This window comes from Phycicoccus jejuensis (assembly GCF_044797865.1).
Taxonomy (GTDB): Bacteria; Actinomycetota; Actinomycetes; order Actinomycetales; family Dermatophilaceae; genus Phycicoccus; species Phycicoccus jejuensis.
Genome location: NZ_CP085209.1, coordinates 3,352,242 through 3,367,644, shown reverse-complemented (window position 1 = coordinate 3,367,644; position 15,403 = coordinate 3,352,242). Strand labels below are relative to the sequence as shown.

Here is a 15,403-nt window from a genome sequence, read left to right as displayed (position 1 = left end):
CCTCAGGCCTCGCGCTGGCGCGGGACGAGGACCTCTTCGTAGAGCAGGAGCAGCCCGGCCGCGACGGGGATGGCGAGCAGCGCCCCGAGCACGCCGAGCAGCGCCCCGCCGGCGAGCGCGGCGACGACCGTGACGGTGCCGGGCACCGAGACCGTCTGCTGCATGACCCGCGGGGCGATGACGTAGTTCTCGACCTGCTGGTAGACGACGTAGTAGACGACCACGACGAGCGCCTTCTGCGGCTCGTCGAAGAACGCGACGAGGGTGACGATGGCCGCGCCGAGCGTGGCGCCGACTATCGGGATGAGGCCGAGCAGGCCGACGGTCACCGCGAGGACCGCGGGGTAGGGCACGCCGACGATGCGGAGCATCACGTACGACAGCACCGCGTTGAGGGTCGCGATGAGCACCTGGCCGCCGGCGTACGCGCCGACCCGACGCATGATCTCCTCCGAGAGCGCGACGACCCGCGGGCGCCGGCTCATCGGGACCAGCGCGTAGGCGGCGGTCTTGACCCGGGGCATCGACACGAGCAGGTAGAGGGTCAGGACGAGGACGGTGAGGACCTGGAAGGTCCCGCTGAGCACGGCCCGGCCGGCGCCGAGGAGGCCGCCGAGCAGGCCCTCGACGAACGACTGGTCGGTCAGCTTGGACACGAGCTCGGCCTGGAGCCGGTCGATGACGTCGTAGTGCCGGTCGAGCTCGCGGACCCACCGGGCGTCGAGGAGGTCGCCGACGTACTCGGGCGTGCGGGCGGCGAGGGCCGACCCCTGGACGACCACGGTCGGCAGGACGAGCGAGGCGATGGCGGCGAGGACGAGCAGCAGCCCGCCGAAGACCGCCGTGACGGCCACGGGGCGGGGCAGCCACCGCTGCGACAGCTTCTCGACGACGGGGTCGAGCGCGAGGGCGAGGAAGAAGGCGACGAGGAGGATGGTGATCGTCGTCGCGAGCCGGGCGAGGCCCGTCCACAGGCCGACGGCCAGGAGCGCCCCCGTGGCCCCGAAGAACCCGATGTAGAAGGGCGAGTGCCGGTTGAGCGGCTGGCCCGCCGAGCCGTAGCGCAGCAGGGCGGCGGTCCCGGGGTCGAGCGCGCCCGCGGGGACCGGCGGCAGGTCGCCCTCGGCGGGGATCGCCTCGGGGTCGATGTGGTTGCTCTGCTCGAGGACGCGCCGCTGGCGCCGCCGGTAGTCGCCCCACCGGGACACCGGGCCCCACACCGTCGTCATCCGCACCGGCACACCTCCGGCCCACACCCTAGTGGCGGGTGCGGGCCGGGGGCGGAGGCGCCCGGGATGTCGCTCAGGCGTCCCGGAACCGGTTGATCTCGGCCTCGAAGCGCGCGCGCTTCTCGGGGTCGCTGACGCCCAGGCCCTCCTCGGGCGAGAGGGTGAGGACGCCGACCTTGCCCTGGTGCGCGTTGCGGTGGACGTCGAGCGCCGCCTGCCCCACGTCCTCGAGCCGGTAGGTCTTCGACAGGGTCGGGTGGACGATGCCACGGTCGATGAGGTCGTTGGCCTCCCACGCCTCGCGGTAGTTCGCGAAGTGCGAGGAGAGGATCTTCTTGAGGTTCATCCACAGGTAGCGGTTGTCGTACTCGTGGAGGTAGCCCGAGGTCGAGGCGCAGGTGATGATCGTGCCGCCCTTGCGCGCGACGTAGACCGACGCACCGAAGGTCTCGCGGCCCGGGTGCTCGAAGACGATGTCGACGTCGTGCCCGCCGGTCAGCTCACGGATCCGCTTGCCGAGGCGCTGCCACTCCTTCGGGTCCTGCGCGGTGTTGTCCTCGTTCCAGAACCGGTAGCCCTCGGCGGAGCGGTCGATGATGAGCTCGGCGCCCATCGCCCGGCAGATGTCCGCCTTCTCGGGGGAGGAGACGACGCAGATCGGGGTCGCGCCGCCGGCGAGGGCCATCTGGGTGGCGTAGGAGCCGAGGCCACCGGAGGCACCCCAGATGAGGACGCGGTCGCCGAGCTTCATGTGCGCGCCGTTCTTGCTGACGAGCTGCCGGTAGGCCGTGCTGTTGACGAGGCCGGGGGAGGCCGCCTCCTCCCACGACAGGTGGGCCGGCTTGGGCATCAGCTGGTTGGCCTTGACGATCGCGAGCTCGGCGAGCCCGCCGAAGTTGGTCTCGAAGCCCCAGATGCGCTGCTGCGGGTCCATCATCGTGTCGTCGTGGCCCTCGGCGTCCTCGAGCTCGACCGAGAGGCAGTGCGCGACGACCTCGGTGCCCGGCTTCCACTTGGTGACGCCCGGGCCGGTGCGCAGCACGACGCCCGCGAGGTCGGAGCCGACGACGTGGTAGGGCAGGTCGTGCCGCTTCGCGAACTCCGAGGTGCGGCCGTAGCGCTCGAGGAAGCCGAAGGTCGAGACGGGCTCGAAGATCGAGGTCCACACGGTGTTGTAGTTGATGGCGCTGGCCATCACCGCGACGAGCGCCTCGCCGGGGGCGAGCTCGGGGGTGGGGACGTCCTCGACGTGGAGGGACCGGCGCGGGTCCTTCTCCTTCGTGGACAGGCCCTCGAACATGTCGACCTCGTCCTTGTGCACGGTGGCGGCGCGGTACGAGCCGGGGACGGCGATGCCCGAGTAGGTCTCGGGGGTGCGGTCACCGGAGAGGATGGCCTCGCGGATCTGGTCCATGGGGTCGTGCTCCTTCGGTGCTGGGCAGCGGTTCCCGGCGAACCTACTGGCCGGTCACCGGGCCCGGTACTGCCTGAGACGGCAGTCACCCCGTGACCCCGGTCACGGAGCGGCGAGCCGGTGGGCGGGCGCGCGGGATACCGTTCCGGTGTGTGTCCCGAGCCCATCCGCCGACCCCGGCGCGCCGTGGTAGGCGCGCTCGTCGCGACGCTCTGCGCGGTGCTGGGGCTGCTCCTCGGCCCGGTGCCGACGGCCTCGGCGGCCACCGGGGCGGACCCCGTCCCGGTCGTGCTCGTCGGGGCCCCCGGCCTCGCGTGGTCCGACATCGACGAGGCCCGCACGCCGTGGCTCTCGCGGGTCGCCGCCGAGGGCGCCGTCGCGTCGCTCACCGTGCGGGGGCCGCACTCGCGGGCGTGCGCCGTCGACGGGTGGCTCACGCTGTCGGCCGGGCGCCGGGCCGGTGGCCCGACCGCGACCTGCGAGCCGCCGGCCGCCCCCGAGTCGGGGGTCCTCCCCGGCTGGGCCACCTACCGGCAGGCCGCACGCGACGCGTCCTACGGCGCGGTGCCGGGGACGCTCGGGCAGCGGCTGGCCGACGCCGGTACGTGCGTGCAGGCCGTCGGGCCGGGGGCCGCGCTCGCGGCCGCCGACGAGGACGGGGCCGTCCCCGACTACTCGACCGACGTCCCCGCCACCCCCTCGTGCCCGGTGCTGCTCGTCGACGCCGGCACCCTCCCGGTCGACCCGCCGGCGCGCGACGCCGCGCTGCGCCGCCTCGACGCGGTCGTCGAGGGCCTCGTCCGCTCGACGGCGCCGGGGACCCGCCTCGTCGTCGCCGGGGTCGGTGACGGCGAGTCGCCGGTGCGCCCCCGTGCGGTCGTCGTCTCCGGGCCGCCCGCGGGCGTCCTCACCTCGCCCTCGACGCGCCAGCCGGGCCTCGTGCAGCTCCAGGACCTCACGGCGTCCGTGCTCGAGTGGTCCGGTGCCGACGCCTCCGGGCTGACCGGGCGGGTCGTCACCGCCGAGGCCGACGACGTGCCCGGGCAGGAGCGGGTCGCCGCGCGCGACGGGTTCGAGGTCCGGGCCGCGACGCTGCGCGAGGTGAGCCCCCAGGTCACCGGGTGGCTGGCGGCGGCCTTCGCGCTGTGGTGCGCCGCCGCCGTCGGTGTGCTGCTGGTCCGTCGTCGCCGTGGGGGAGGGGACGCGCCCCTGCCGGCGTGGCTCGTCGCCGCCGGCGTCGCCGTGGCGACCGTGCCCGTCGCGACCTTCGTCGCCAACCTCGTGCCGTGGTGGTCGACCGGTCGCCCGCGCCTGGCGTTCGCGGGTGCGCTGGCCGTGGGCGTCGTGCTCGTCACGGCCGTGGGGCTCGCGGCCGGGCGGCGCCACCGCCTCGGCGCGGCCCTCGTCGTCGGCGCCGTCACGCTCGTCGTGCTCGGTGGCGACGTCCTCGCCGGCTCGCGCCTGCAGCTCTCGTCGGTCTTCGGGCAGAACCCGACCGTGGGCGGGCGCTTCTACGGGTTCGGCAACACGAGCTTCGCGCTCTACGGCGTCGCGGTCCTCACCGTCATGGCGGCGCTCGGAGCGTGGGCGCGGCCCCGCCGACGGGTCGCCGTGGGCCTCGCCGCGCTCCTGCTCCTGCTCGCGACGGCCCTCGAGGGCCATCCCTCCTACGGCGCCGACTTCGGCGGCCCGCCCGGTCTCGTGCTCGGCGGTCTGCTCGTCCTCGCGGCCGCGGCGGGCCTGCGGCTCACCGTCGTCCGCGTCCTCGTCGCCGGGGTCGCCGTCGTCGTCCTCACGCTGGCGCTCGCGGTCCTCGACTGGCTGCGACCGGCCGCGGCGCGCACGCACCTCGGCGAGTTCGTCCAGACCGTGATCGACGGCGGGGCCGACGAGGTGGTCGGGCGCAAGCTCGCGCAGAACCTGACGAACCTCGGCTCGCCGCCGCTGCTGACGATCTCGCTCGCGGCGCTCGTGCTCCTGCTCGTCGCGTGGCGCACCGGGTGGCGCGTTCCGGCGCCCGGCGGCGTGCTCCTGCGCGCGGCCGTCGTCCTCGGGGTCGTCGGGTTCGCCGTCAACGACTCCGGGCTCGTCGTCCCGGCCTTCGTCCTGCTGCCGCTGCTGCCGGTCCTGGCGGCCGCCGGACCCCGCCGCGACGCCTGAGCGGGGTCAGTGGGCGGCGTCGGCCGCCGGCTCGACGAGCTCCACGAGGATGCCGCCGGCGTCCTTCGGGTGCACGAAGTTGACCCGGCTGTCGCTCGTCCCGCGCTTCGGGGTGTCGTAGAGCAGGCGTAGCCCCCGCTCGCGCAGGGTCGCGCAGACGGCGTCGATGTCCTCGACGCGGTAGGCCATCTGCTGGATGCCGGGACCGCTGCGGTCGAGGAACTTCGCGATCGTCGACTCCTCCGACAGCGGGGCGAGCAGCTGGATGCAGGAGCCGCTGTCGCCGACGCCCATCATCGCCTCGCGCACGCCCTGCTCCTCGTTCGTCTCCTCGTGCAGCTTCGTCATCCCGTAGGCGCGCTCGTAGAAGGCGACCGCCTCGTCGAGGTCGCGGACGGCGACGCCCACGTGGTCGATGGCGGTGAAGAGGTCGGTGGCGCTCATGCGGCCAGCGTAGGTCGGCCCCGCGCGCGGCGACAGGGCACGGTGGCGAGCGTCACCGTGCCTCGGGGTCGGCAGCGTCGGAGGCCGCCGACTAGCATCGAGAGGATTTCCCGACCCGACCACGGAGGCCACCGCATGTCCACCGACCCGACCGTCATCGTCGCCGGCGCCCGCACCCCGATGGGGCGGATGAGCGGCTCCCTCAAGGGCTTCAGCGGGTCCGACCTCGGTGGCTTCGCCATCCAGGGTGCCCTCGAGAAGTCCGGCGTCGCGCCGGACCAGGTCGACTACGTGATCATGGGCCAGGTCCTCACCGCCGGCGAGGGCCAGATCCCCGCCCGCCAGGCCGCGACGAAGGCCGGCATCCCGATGTCGGTGCCCGCGCTGACCATCAACAAGGTGTGCCTCTCGGGCATCGACGCCATCGCGCTCGCCGACCAGCTGATCCGCGCCGGCGAGTTCGACGTCGTCGTCGCCGGTGGCCAGGAGTCGATGACCAACGCGCCGCACCTGCTCGAGAAGAGCCGCGACGGCTACAAGTACGGCGATGTCACCCTCCACGACCACATGGCGCAGGACGGCCTCTGGGACGCGTTCACCGACCAGGCGATGGGCCTGCTCACCGAGACCGCCAACACCGGCGACCTCGCCTTCACCCGCGAGCAGCAGGACGAGTTCTCGGCCCGCAGCCACCAGCTCGCGGCGCGCGCCTGGAAGGACGGCCTCTTCGACGACGAGGTGGTCACCGTGAGCATCCCGCAGCGCCGCGGCGAGCCGGTCGAGTTCAAGAGCGACGAGGGCATCCGCCCCGACACCACGACCGAGTCGCTCGGCGGTCTGCGCCCGGCCTTCAGCAAGGAGGGCACGATCACCGCGGGCTCGGCGTCGCAGATCAGCGACGGCGCCGCGGCCGTCGTCGTCATGAAGCGCTCGAAGGCCGAAGAGCTCGGCCTCGAGTGGCTCGCCGAGATCGGCGCCCACGGCGTCGTCGCCGGCCCGGACTCGACGCTGCAGAGCCAGCCGGCGCGCGCCATCGCGAAGGCCTGTGCGCGAGAGGGGATCTCGCCGACCGATCTCGACCTCGTCGAGATCAACGAGGCCTTCGCCGCGGTCGGTCTCGCCTCGACCAAGGAGCTCGGCCTCGACGCCGACAAGGTCAACGTCAACGGTGGCGCCATCGCGCTCGGCCACCCCATCGGGATGTCCGGCGCGCGCATCACGCTGCACCTCGCCCTCGAGCTCAAGCGCCGCGGCGGTGGTGTCGGCGCGGCCGCCCTCTGCGGCGGCGGCGGCCAGGGCGACGCCCTCGTCGTCAAGGTCCCGGCCCGGGGCTGACCCCGCTGGCCGCGGCGCGCGACGTCGACGTCCCCTCCCTCGTCTCCGCGGCGAGGGAGGGGAGCCCGCGCGCCGTCGCCCGGCTGATCTCCCTCGTCGAGGACGCCCACCCCGCCCTGCGCGAGGTGATGGCGGCCCTCGCCCCCGACTCGGGCCGTGCCCACGTCGTCGGCCTGACCGGCGCCCCCGGTGTCGGCAAGTCGACGACGACGAACGCGCTCGTCGCGGCCCACCGCGCCCGCGGCCGGCGCGTCGGCGTCCTCGCCGTCGACCCGTCCTCGCCCTTCTCCGGCGGGGCGCTGCTCGGCGACCGCATCCGGATGTCAGAGCACGCCGCCGACCCCGAGGTCTTCATCCGCTCGATGGCCTCGCGCGGTCACCTCGGCGGCCTGTCGTGGGCCGCGCCGCAGGCCCTGCGCGTGCTCGACGCCGCCGGCTGCGACGTCGTCCTCCTCGAGACGGTCGGGGTGGGACAGAGTGAGGTCGAGGTCGCGGGGACGGCCGACACCACCGTCGTCCTGCTCGCGCCGGGCATGGGCGACGGCATCCAGGCCGCGAAGGCCGGCATCCTCGAGGTCGGTGACGTCCTCGCCGTCAACAAGGCCGACCGCGAGGGGGCGTCACGCACCACCCGCGACCTGCGGCACATGGTGGAGATGGCCGACCGGGGCGAACCAGGTTGGCGCCCACCGGTGGTGAGGATGGTGGCCACGTCCGGCGAGGGGGTCGACGACCTCGTCGAGGCCGTCGAGGCCCACCGGGCGCACCTGGGCACCGACGGGTTGCGCGACCGGCGGCTGGCCCGGGCCGCGCGCGAGGTCGAGGGCCTGGCGCTCGAGGCGCTGCGGGCCCGCGTCGGCCGGGTCGCCGGGGCCGACCGGCTCGGCGCGCTCGCCGCGGAGGTCGTCGACGGCCGGACCGACGCGTGGTCGGCCGCCGACCGCCTCGTCGAGGCGTCCCGCACGACCTGACGGTCGGTCGGGCCGCGGGCTCAGCTCGTCGGGTCGCCCGCGAAGGCGTCGGGGGAGTCGGCGACGTCGAAGGGCATCGGGTCCGGCACCCCCGCGGTGATCCGGCTGCCGTCGGCGCGGGTGCCGCCGGTCTGCGGGCGCTTGGGGAGCAGACCGTCGACGCGGGGTCCCTGGTGCCCGAGCGCGACGACGACCGGCCGGCCCGGCGCGACGACGTGGTCGGCGCCCCGGACCGACACCGGCACCTCGCCGTCACCCGCCTCGACCTCCATCCGCAGCTCGGAGGCGGTGAGCCGCACCGCGATTCGCGTGCCCCGCCACGTGAGGCGGAAGCACAACGATCCCCAGGCCGCGGGCAGCCGCGGGTCGAGGGCGAGGCGTCCGCCGTGGTCGCGCATCCCGCCGAAGCCGCCGACGAGGGTCGCCCACACGCCGCCCGCGGAAGCGACGTGGAGGCCGTCGACGGTGTTGTCGTGGAGGTCCGCGAGATCGACGTACAGGGCGTCGTGGAAGTACTCCAGCGCGGCCTGGTGGTAGCCCACCTCCGCGGCCACGACCGACTGCACGACGGCGGAGAGCGTCGAGTCCCCGGTGGTGATCGGGTCGTAGTACTCGAAGTCGGCGCGCTTCTCCTCGGCCGTGAAACGGTGGCCCTGGAGGTAGAGGGCGAGGACGACGTCGGCCTGCTTGAGCACCTGGAAGCGGTAGATGACGAGCGGGTGGTAGTGCAGGAGGAGGGGGCGCAGCGAGGCGGGCGTGCGGCTGAGGTCCCACACCTCGCGGTCGAGGAAGAAGTCGTCCTGGGGGTGGATGCCGAGGCCCTCGTCGAACGGGATGTGCATCCCGTCGGCGCACCGCCGCCACTCCGCCACCTCGTCCGGGCTGACGTGCAGGCGGTGCGCGATGACCGCCCAGTCGTCCGGGTGCTCGGTGCGCAGCCGGTCGGCCGCGTCGGCGGCCTGCTCGAGGGTGGCCCGGGCCATGACGTTGGTGAAGAGGTTGTTGTTGACGACCGTCGTGTACTCGTCGGGGCCGGTGACCCCGTGGATGTGGAAGCTGTCGGCGCCGTTGCTGCGCCAGAACCCGAGGTCGGCGTAGAGACGAGCCGTCTCGACGAGGATCGGCATGCCGTGCCGGAGGAGGAACTCGACGTCGCCGGTCGCGGCGAGGTACTGCGTCAGCGCGTGCACGACGTCGGCGTCGATGTGCACCTGCGCGGTGCCGGCGGCGTAGTAGGCCGAGGCCTCCTCGCCGCTGATCGTCCGCCAGGGGAACAGGGCCCCGCGCTGCGACATCTCGCGGGCCCGGTCGCGGGCCGCCGGCAGCATGAGGCTGCGGAAGCGCAGCAGGTTGCGGGCGGTCTGCGGCTGTGTGTAGGTGAGGAACGGCGCGACGTAGATCTCGCTGTCCCAGAAGTAGTGCCCCTCGTAGCCCGACCCCGTCACGCCCTTGGCCGGCACGCCCATCCGGTCGGCCCGGGCGCTGGCCTGCGCGAGGGAGAAGAGGTTGAACCGCACCGCCTGCTGCACGGCGTCGGCGTGCTGGTCGGCGGTGTCGACCTCGACGTCGCTCGCCGCCCAGAAGGCGTCGAACCAGGCGCGCTGGGTCGCGTGGTGGTCGGCGACCGTGCGGCGCACCGCACGGTCGAGGGTGCGCTCGCAGCGGTCGCGCAGCTCGCGGACGGGCAGGCTGTTCGAGGTGTGGTAGGCCACGAGCTTCTCGACGCGGATGGTGTGGCCCTCGTGCGCCTCGACCCGGTAGACGGCCTTGGTGAGGTCGTCGTCGTCGCGGACGACCACCTCGTAGGGGTCCTCGATGGCGACCCGGTGGTCCGCGGCCACGGCCACGGTCATCCCCGAGCTCGCGCAGCGGTACCCGAGGACCTGCCGGTCCTCGTCGGCGGTGTGGAGCACGGGCAGCAGGACCCGGCCCTCGAAGACCGACGCCTTGCGGGGGTCGCTCGTCGAGGCGCGGCTGGGGGCGGGGGCGTGGTACTCGTCCTCGCCGTCCTGCCGGTTGAGCAGCTGCGACGACACGACGACCGGCGCGTCGCCCGAGAGCATCGTCACCTCGAGGGTCAGCACGGCGAGGTGGCGCTCGGTCATCGACACCATCCGGGTCGAGTCGACCCGGACGCGCTTGCCCGACGGGGTGCGCCAGACGAGGGAGCGGCGCAGCAGGCCCGCCCGGAAGTCGAGCGCGCGCTCGTAGTGCTCGAGGTCGGCCATGCCGACGACGAGCGGCTCGTCGTCGACGTAGAGCTTCATGAGCTTGGCGTCCGGGACGTCGACGATGGTCTGCCCGGTGCGTGCGAACCCGTAGGCGGACTCGGCGTGCCGGATCGGCCAGGTCTCGTGGAACCCGTTGACGTAGGTGCCGTGCGCGTGCGCCTCGCGGCCCTCCTCGGGGTTGCCGCGCATCCCGAGGTAGCCGTTGGCGACGGCGAAGAGGGTCTCTGTCAGCCCGAGGTCGCTCGTGTCGGGAGCGCACTCGACGAGGCGCCAGGGGTCGGCGGGGAAGCGGAGCCGGTCGACGGGGTCCGGCCCGACGGCCGCGGTCCTCACGCGAGCTCGCCGAGGTCGGCGACCACGAGGTCGGCGCCGGCGGCGGTGAGCGCCTCGGCGCCCGCCCCGCGGTCCACGCCGACGACGAGCGCGACGTCGCCCGCGGCTCCGGCGCGCACGCCGGAGACCGCGTCCTCGACGACGACCGAGGCGCCGGGCTCCGCCCCGCACACCCGCGCGGCGTGCAGGAAGGTGTCGGGGGCGGGCTTGCCCGCGAGCCCGAGCTCGCGGGCCACGCGCCCGTCGACGACCGTGCGGAACCGGTCGGTCAGCCCCGCGGCGTCGAGGACGGCCGGCGCGTTGGCGGAGGACGAGACGACGGCCAGCGGCGTGCCGAGGTCGCGCAGGCGGTCCAGGAGGGCGACCGAGCCCGGGTACGGGCGCACGCCGTCGCGCTCGAGGACGGTGCGGAAGGCGTCGTTCTTGCGGTTGCCCAGCCCGCAGACGGTCTCGGCGGAGGGCGGGTCGTCGGGGGAGCCGTGCGGCAGCGTGATGCCGCGCGCCGCGAGGAGGTCGGCGACGCCCTCGTAGCGCGGCTTGCCGTCGACGTGGGCGTAGTAGTCGGCGTCCGTGTAGGGGGAGGTGTCGGCGCCCTCGAGCCCGGGTCGGGAGGTGTCGACGCCGGCGAGGTACGCGCCGAACATCTCCGCCCAGGCCGCCATGTGCACCTCGGCGGTCGGCGTCAGCACGCCGTCGAGGTCGAAGAGGACGGCGGCGTACGCGTCCCAGGCCACGCTTCTCGAGCCAGTCACGGGGACCACGGTAGGGACACGGGGCCCGGACGGGCGAACGGCGGGCGTGTCGCGTTCGCTAGCGTTGAGGCGTGAGCGAGCCGGTCCGCCTCCCGTTCGACCCGATCGAGCGGGCGCGCGAGCTGTGGGTGGCGCGGTGGGGCGAGGGGTCGCGGGCGACCTCGATGGCCACCGCGACGTCGGTGATGCGCGTCCAGCAGCTCCTCCTGGGGCGCTTCGACGCCATCGCCGGGCGGCACGGGCTGACCTTCGCCCGCTACGAGGCGCTCGTCCTCCTCGCGTTCAGCCGGGAGGGTCGGCTGTCGATGTCCAAGGTCGGCGAGCGGCTCATGGTCCACCCGACGAGCGCGACGAACATCGTCCAGCGCCTCGTCGCCCAGGGCTTCGTCGAGCGGGTCCCGAACCCCGCCGACCGGCGCGGCGCCTTCGCCGTCATCACCGACAGCGGGCGGGTCGCGATGGAGGCCGTGACGCGCGACCTCGAGGAGGCGGACTTCGGTCTCGCCTCGCTCTCCGAGGAGCAGCACGCCCTCCTGTTCTCCCTGTTGCGGGAGGTACGGGTGGGGTCGCGCGACTTCCTTCCCTGAGAACCGGGGATTTGTCCGGACCCGTCGGCGTTTGTCATCGTGGAGAGATCGCCCTGCGCCCGACCGACCCGGTGCGGGGCGTCCCCGGACCCGAAGGAACCCTCTCGATGCTCAGGACACTCACGCGGGTGGCCGGCGCCCTCGCCGCCCTCGTCGGGCTCGCCCTCACGGCGACCGGCGTGTGGTTCGCCGCCGCCCTCGGTGGCAGTGGCACCGCCGAGTTCACCGCCAAGCCCGCCCCGGGCGCCCCGGTCGTCATCACCCCCGACGTGCTCAACCGCGTCAATGCCGACGTGCGCGTCAGCGCCACCCCGTCCCGCGGGGCGTCGCTCTGGATGGCCCGCGCCAACCCCTCCGACGCCTCGGCCGTCATCGGCGAGGGCCGTCACGTCGAGGTGACCGGCGTGTCCGTCCGGGACTGGGCCCTGCTCACCGCGGCCCGCGGCAGCGGTGAGCCGGCGACGCCGGGCGCCGCCGACCTCTGGCGGCAGCAGGACGACGCCGACGGTCCGGTCGCCCTGACCGTCGAGCAGGCGGACGCGCCCGAGAGCGTCGTCATCGCCGCCGACGGCGGCTCGGTCGAGCAGGTGACGCTCACGGTCGTCGACAAGCGCTGGTTCGTCGAGTCGGTCGTCGCCGCCCTCGTCGGGCTCTTCCTCCTCGCCGCCGGCGTCGTCGCCCTCTGGCCGCGTCGCCCCCGCCCGGCACCGGCCGCACCGTCCGTGCCCGCCCGACCGGCTCCCGGGCCGGACACCGACGAGCAGACCGCCGACGAGCCGACCGCCGACGCCCCGGAGGACGCCCGATGACCCGCCACCCCCTGTCCGTCCGGCCCCGTCGCCGGACCGCCCTCGCGGCCGCGGCGCTCGGCCTGGCGCTCGCGACCACCGGCTGCGGTGCCACCGACGCGCTCGTCGGTGTCCACCCCGCGCCGGCGGAGCAGCCCGCGTCCGCCCCGCTCGACGAGGACGGCGCGACCGTCATCGCGACGCGCCTGCTCTCCGCCGCCGCGGCCGACGCCGCGACGAAGGGCGACGCCGGCCACGACGCCCGCGCGAAGGTCCTCGCGGGCGACGCCCTGACGATGGCCGACAACACCGCCGCCCGTGGGGCCGCGCCAGCCGCCGCGACCGACCTCGCGAAGCAGCCCGAGCCGTCCGTGCTCGCGCAGTCGCGGGGCCGCGAGTGGCCGCGCGCCATCCTCGCCACCACCCTCGACGAGGCGACCTCCACCCAGTCGCTGCACGTCATGGTCTCGCGCGAGCCGGACCAGCCGTACCGCATCGAGGCCTCGGTGCCGATGCTCGCCGGCTCGCGCCTGCCCAGCCTCGGCTCGCAGGGCGCGGGCGCCCCGTTCGTCGACGTCACGGACGGCGAGGGCCTCGTCATGTCACCCGAGAAGGCGTACGGCGCCTACGCCGCCGCGCTCGGCCGGCCCGCCCCGAAGAAGGCGCCCGCCGGCGTCACCACCGACGACCCCTTCGGCCAGGCGCTCGAGGCCTCGGCGGCCGTGCAGGCCAAGGCGCTCGGCAAGCTCGCGACGCTCGAGCAGGCCCACGAGCCGGTCCTCGACGACGCGCTCGCCTTCCGGCTCGCCGACGGCGGCGTCGTGACCTTCGGCATGATGCGGCGCACCGACACCATCACCGTCGGCTCCGGGGCCAAGGAGCTCGTCCTGCCCTCGCGCTACTCGGGGCTCGTCGGGAAGAAGAAGGTGACCCGCGACCTGCGCCTCACGAGCCTGGAGCCGGTCGTCCTCGTCGTGCCGACCGAGGGCGAGGTGGCCGCCATCGGCGCCACCGAGCTCCTCGTCTCCGGGAAGGGTCGCTGACCCCGGTCCCGCGCGAGGGCCCGAGGTGCGCGAGAATCCGACCATGACGCAGACTCCCGACCCCGCCGGCGCCCGGGGCGCCGTCGACCTGTCCGCCGTGGCGGCGATGACGACCCCCGGCGCCGCCACCGCCGGCGCGGCCGCACCCGCCGCGCCGGTGCCCGGGCCGCCGGCCCCCGCCGGGCGCGCGGTCCCGGACGGCCTCGTCGTCGAGGTCACGCCGGCCACGCTCCAGCAGGCCCTGACCCGCACGGTCAACGTCGCCGGGCTGCTCGTCCTGTGGTCCTCGGGCCACCCGCAGACGCGGCAGCTCATCGACACGGTCGCGGCGGTCGCCGCCCGGCAGGAGGGGCGTGTCCTCGTCCTCACCGCCGACCTCACCGGCCACCCGGAGCTGCTCCAGGCCTTCCAGCCGCTGCTCGTGCAGGCCTTCGGCCAGCCGACCGTGCCGGCCACCTTCGGAATGCTCCAGGGCCAGCCGGTCCCGCTCTTCCCCGGCATCGCCGACGAGGGCCAGGTCGCGCAGGCCGTCGAGCAGCTGCTGCAGGCCGCGGTGCAGAACGGCATCACCGGTCGCGTCGACCTCGGCCCGCTCCCCGAGGGCGCCGAGGCCGAGGAGGAGGCGCTCTCGCCGCTCCACGAGGCGGCATACGAGGCCATCGAGCGGGGTGACCTCACGGCGGCCGCGCAGGCCTACGAGCAGGCGATCGCCGCGGACGCCTCCGACGACGACGCGCGCCTCGGGCTCGCGCAGGTGCGGCTCATGGAGCGCACCCAGGGTGTCGACCTGAACGCCGCCCGCGCGGCGGCCGCGGCCGACCCGTCCGACGTCGAGGCCGCCTGCGTCGTCGCCGACCTCGACGTCCTCGGCGGTCACGTCGAGGACGCCTTCACCCGCCTCGTCGACCTCGTGCGCACGAGCGCGGGGGAGGAGCGCGACCGCGCCCGCACCCACCTCCTCGGGCTCTTCGACGTCGTCGGCCCGCAGGACGAGCGGGTGCGCAAGGGGCGCACCGCGCTCATGAGCGCCCTCTTCTGACGGTGCCCGTCGTCGTCTCCGACGAGACCCTCGAGCTCGTCCACGACACCGACGACGCCACGCTCACCGGGGTCTCGCTCGACTGCGACCCCGCCGTGCCCGGGCCGCGGGAGTTCACGGCGGTCCCCGGCGGCTGGCGGCTCGTCCTGCCCCGGCCCGCCCTCGGGCGCGTCGAGTACCGGCTCGCGCTGCGCCGGGGTGAGGAGACCGAGGTCGTCTGCGACCCGGCCAACCCGCTGCGCGTCGGCACCGCGTTCGGCGACCGGTCGGTGCTCGAGCTGCCCGGCTACGCGCCGCCGTGGTGGCTCGACGCCCCCGTGGCCCCGGGGCGGATGTCGCCGATGGCCGTCGCGGGCGAGACCGCCGACGACGTGCCCGTCACCGTGTGGACCCCCGAGCGGCTCGCCGACGACGAGCCCGCGCCGCTGCTGCTGGTCCACGACGGGCCGGAGTACGACCTGCTCGCCGGGATGACGCGCTACTCCGGCGCGCTCGTCGAGGCCGGCGTCCTCCCGCCGCACCGCGTCGCGCTCGCCCACCCGGTGCTGCGCGACGCGTGGTACTCCGGCTCGCCCGGCTACCTGCGCACGGTCGCCGAGGCCGGGCTCGACCGGATCGCGGCGGCGCACCCCGTCTCGGCGCCGGTCGTCGTCGTCGGTGCCAGCCTCGGTGGTCTGACGGCGCTGCTGCTGGCCCTCGCCGCGGCCCCGCGCGTGGGTGGGGTTCTCGCGCAGTCGGGCTCGTTCTTCCAGGTCCGGCACGACGACTCCGAGAGCGGCTTCAGGTACTTCGGCCGCATCTCGCGCGCGGTCCAGGCCGTCCTCGACACCCGGCACGCGGAGCACCCGCTCGTCGTCGGGATGACGTGCGGCGCGCTCGAGGAGAACGCCGCGAACAACCGCGACATGGCCGCGGCCCTGGCCCGCGCGGGCCACGACGTGCGCCACCGCGAGGTCGACGACCTGCACTCGTACACGGCGTGGCGCGACGCGCTCGACCCCACGCTCACCGACGTCCTGCGGACGGTGTGGTGCTCGGAGGGCGAGCGGCCCTGACGCCCGGCTAGGGTCGGGGCGC

13 protein-coding genes are annotated in these 15,403 nt (G+C 74.9%); 8 read left to right on the top strand and 5 right to left on the bottom strand.

The window, feature by feature from the left end:
* Positions 1–2: 2 nt before the first annotated feature.
* Both LG324_RS15965 and ccrA read right to left on the bottom strand, forming a co-directional pair.
* Positions 3–1,229 carry an AI-2E family transporter gene (locus LG324_RS15965; RefSeq protein ID WP_404349506.1) on the bottom strand — a complete coding sequence of 409 codons (1,227 nt, stop codon included), beginning with the start codon at positions 1,227–1,229 and terminating at the stop codon, positions 3–5.
* Between the two features lie 73 nt (positions 1,230–1,302).
* Entirely contained in the window at positions 1,303–2,643 is a 1,341-nt protein-coding gene (gene ccrA / locus LG324_RS15960; RefSeq protein WP_207023466.1) for a crotonyl-CoA carboxylase/reductase, read from the bottom strand.
* A 150-nt stretch (positions 2,644–2,793) separates the two neighbouring features.
* Here ccrA and LG324_RS15955 point away from each other — a divergent pair, with 150 nt between their 5' ends.
* Positions 2,794–4,803, top strand: a complete 2,010-nt coding sequence (locus LG324_RS15955) for a hypothetical protein (RefSeq protein ID WP_404349503.1) — start codon at positions 2,794–2,796, stop codon at positions 4,801–4,803.
* A 6-nt stretch (positions 4,804–4,809) separates the two neighbouring features.
* Here LG324_RS15955 and mce read toward each other — a convergent pair whose 3' ends face one another.
* On the bottom strand, positions 4,810–5,247 hold the full coding sequence (mce, locus tag LG324_RS15950; protein ID WP_030527815.1) for a methylmalonyl-CoA epimerase: 438 nt from the start codon (positions 5,245–5,247) through the stop codon (positions 4,810–4,812).
* Between the two features lie 135 nt (positions 5,248–5,382).
* Here mce and LG324_RS15945 point away from each other — a divergent pair, with 135 nt between their 5' ends.
* Together LG324_RS15945 and meaB are read left to right on the top strand one after the other, a co-directional pair.
* Positions 5,383–6,582, top strand: coding sequence for an acetyl-CoA C-acetyltransferase (locus tag LG324_RS15945; RefSeq protein ID WP_404349501.1), 1,200 nt, complete (start codon positions 5,383–5,385; stop codon positions 6,580–6,582).
* Between the two features lie 5 nt (positions 6,583–6,587).
* Complete coding sequence (gene meaB, locus LG324_RS15940) at positions 6,588–7,553, top strand: methylmalonyl Co-A mutase-associated GTPase MeaB (protein WP_404353156.1); 966 nt, start codon at positions 6,588–6,590, stop codon at positions 7,551–7,553.
* Positions 7,554–7,573: 20 nt separating this feature from the next.
* Here meaB and LG324_RS15935 read toward each other — a convergent pair whose 3' ends face one another.
* The gene (locus tag LG324_RS15935) at positions 7,574–10,117 is read right to left on the bottom strand and encodes a glycoside hydrolase family 65 protein (protein WP_404349499.1); all 2,544 of its coding nucleotides are present in this window, start codon (positions 10,115–10,117) and stop codon (positions 7,574–7,576) included.
* Positions 10,114–10,878 (bottom strand): HAD family hydrolase, encoded by a 765-nt coding sequence (locus tag LG324_RS15930; protein WP_404349497.1) that lies wholly within the window; start codon positions 10,876–10,878, stop codon positions 10,114–10,116. The genes LG324_RS15935 and LG324_RS15930 overlap by 4 nt, the downstream gene beginning before the upstream one ends.
* Before the next feature lie 62 nt (positions 10,879–10,940).
* On the opposite strand from LG324_RS15930, the gene LG324_RS15925 reads away from it, so the two are divergent.
* The 5 genes from LG324_RS15925 (at position 10,941) to LG324_RS15905 (ending at position 15,381) form a co-directional block, all read left to right on the top strand.
* Positions 10,941–11,456, top strand: a complete 516-nt coding sequence (locus LG324_RS15925; protein ID WP_404349494.1) for a MarR family winged helix-turn-helix transcriptional regulator — start codon at positions 10,941–10,943, stop codon at positions 11,454–11,456.
* A gap of 107 nt (positions 11,457–11,563) precedes the next feature.
* Positions 11,564–12,265 carry a hypothetical protein gene (locus tag LG324_RS15920; RefSeq protein WP_404349492.1) on the top strand — a complete coding sequence of 234 codons (702 nt, stop codon included), beginning with the start codon at positions 11,564–11,566 and terminating at the stop codon, positions 12,263–12,265.
* A complete protein-coding gene (locus LG324_RS15915) occupies positions 12,262–13,287 on the top strand; it encodes a hypothetical protein (protein WP_404349489.1) in 1,026 nt (341 codons plus the stop codon). The genes LG324_RS15920 and LG324_RS15915 overlap by 4 nt, the downstream gene beginning before the upstream one ends.
* Before the next feature lie 43 nt (positions 13,288–13,330).
* Positions 13,331–14,326 carry a tetratricopeptide repeat protein gene (locus tag LG324_RS15910; protein ID WP_404349486.1) on the top strand — a complete coding sequence of 332 codons (996 nt, stop codon included), beginning with the start codon at positions 13,331–13,333 and terminating at the stop codon, positions 14,324–14,326.
* Positions 14,327–14,328: 2 nt separating this feature from the next.
* Complete coding sequence (locus tag LG324_RS15905; RefSeq protein ID WP_404349482.1) at positions 14,329–15,381, top strand: alpha/beta hydrolase-fold protein; 1,053 nt, start codon at positions 14,329–14,331, stop codon at positions 15,379–15,381.
* The last annotated feature ends 22 nt before the right edge of the window (positions 15,382–15,403 follow it).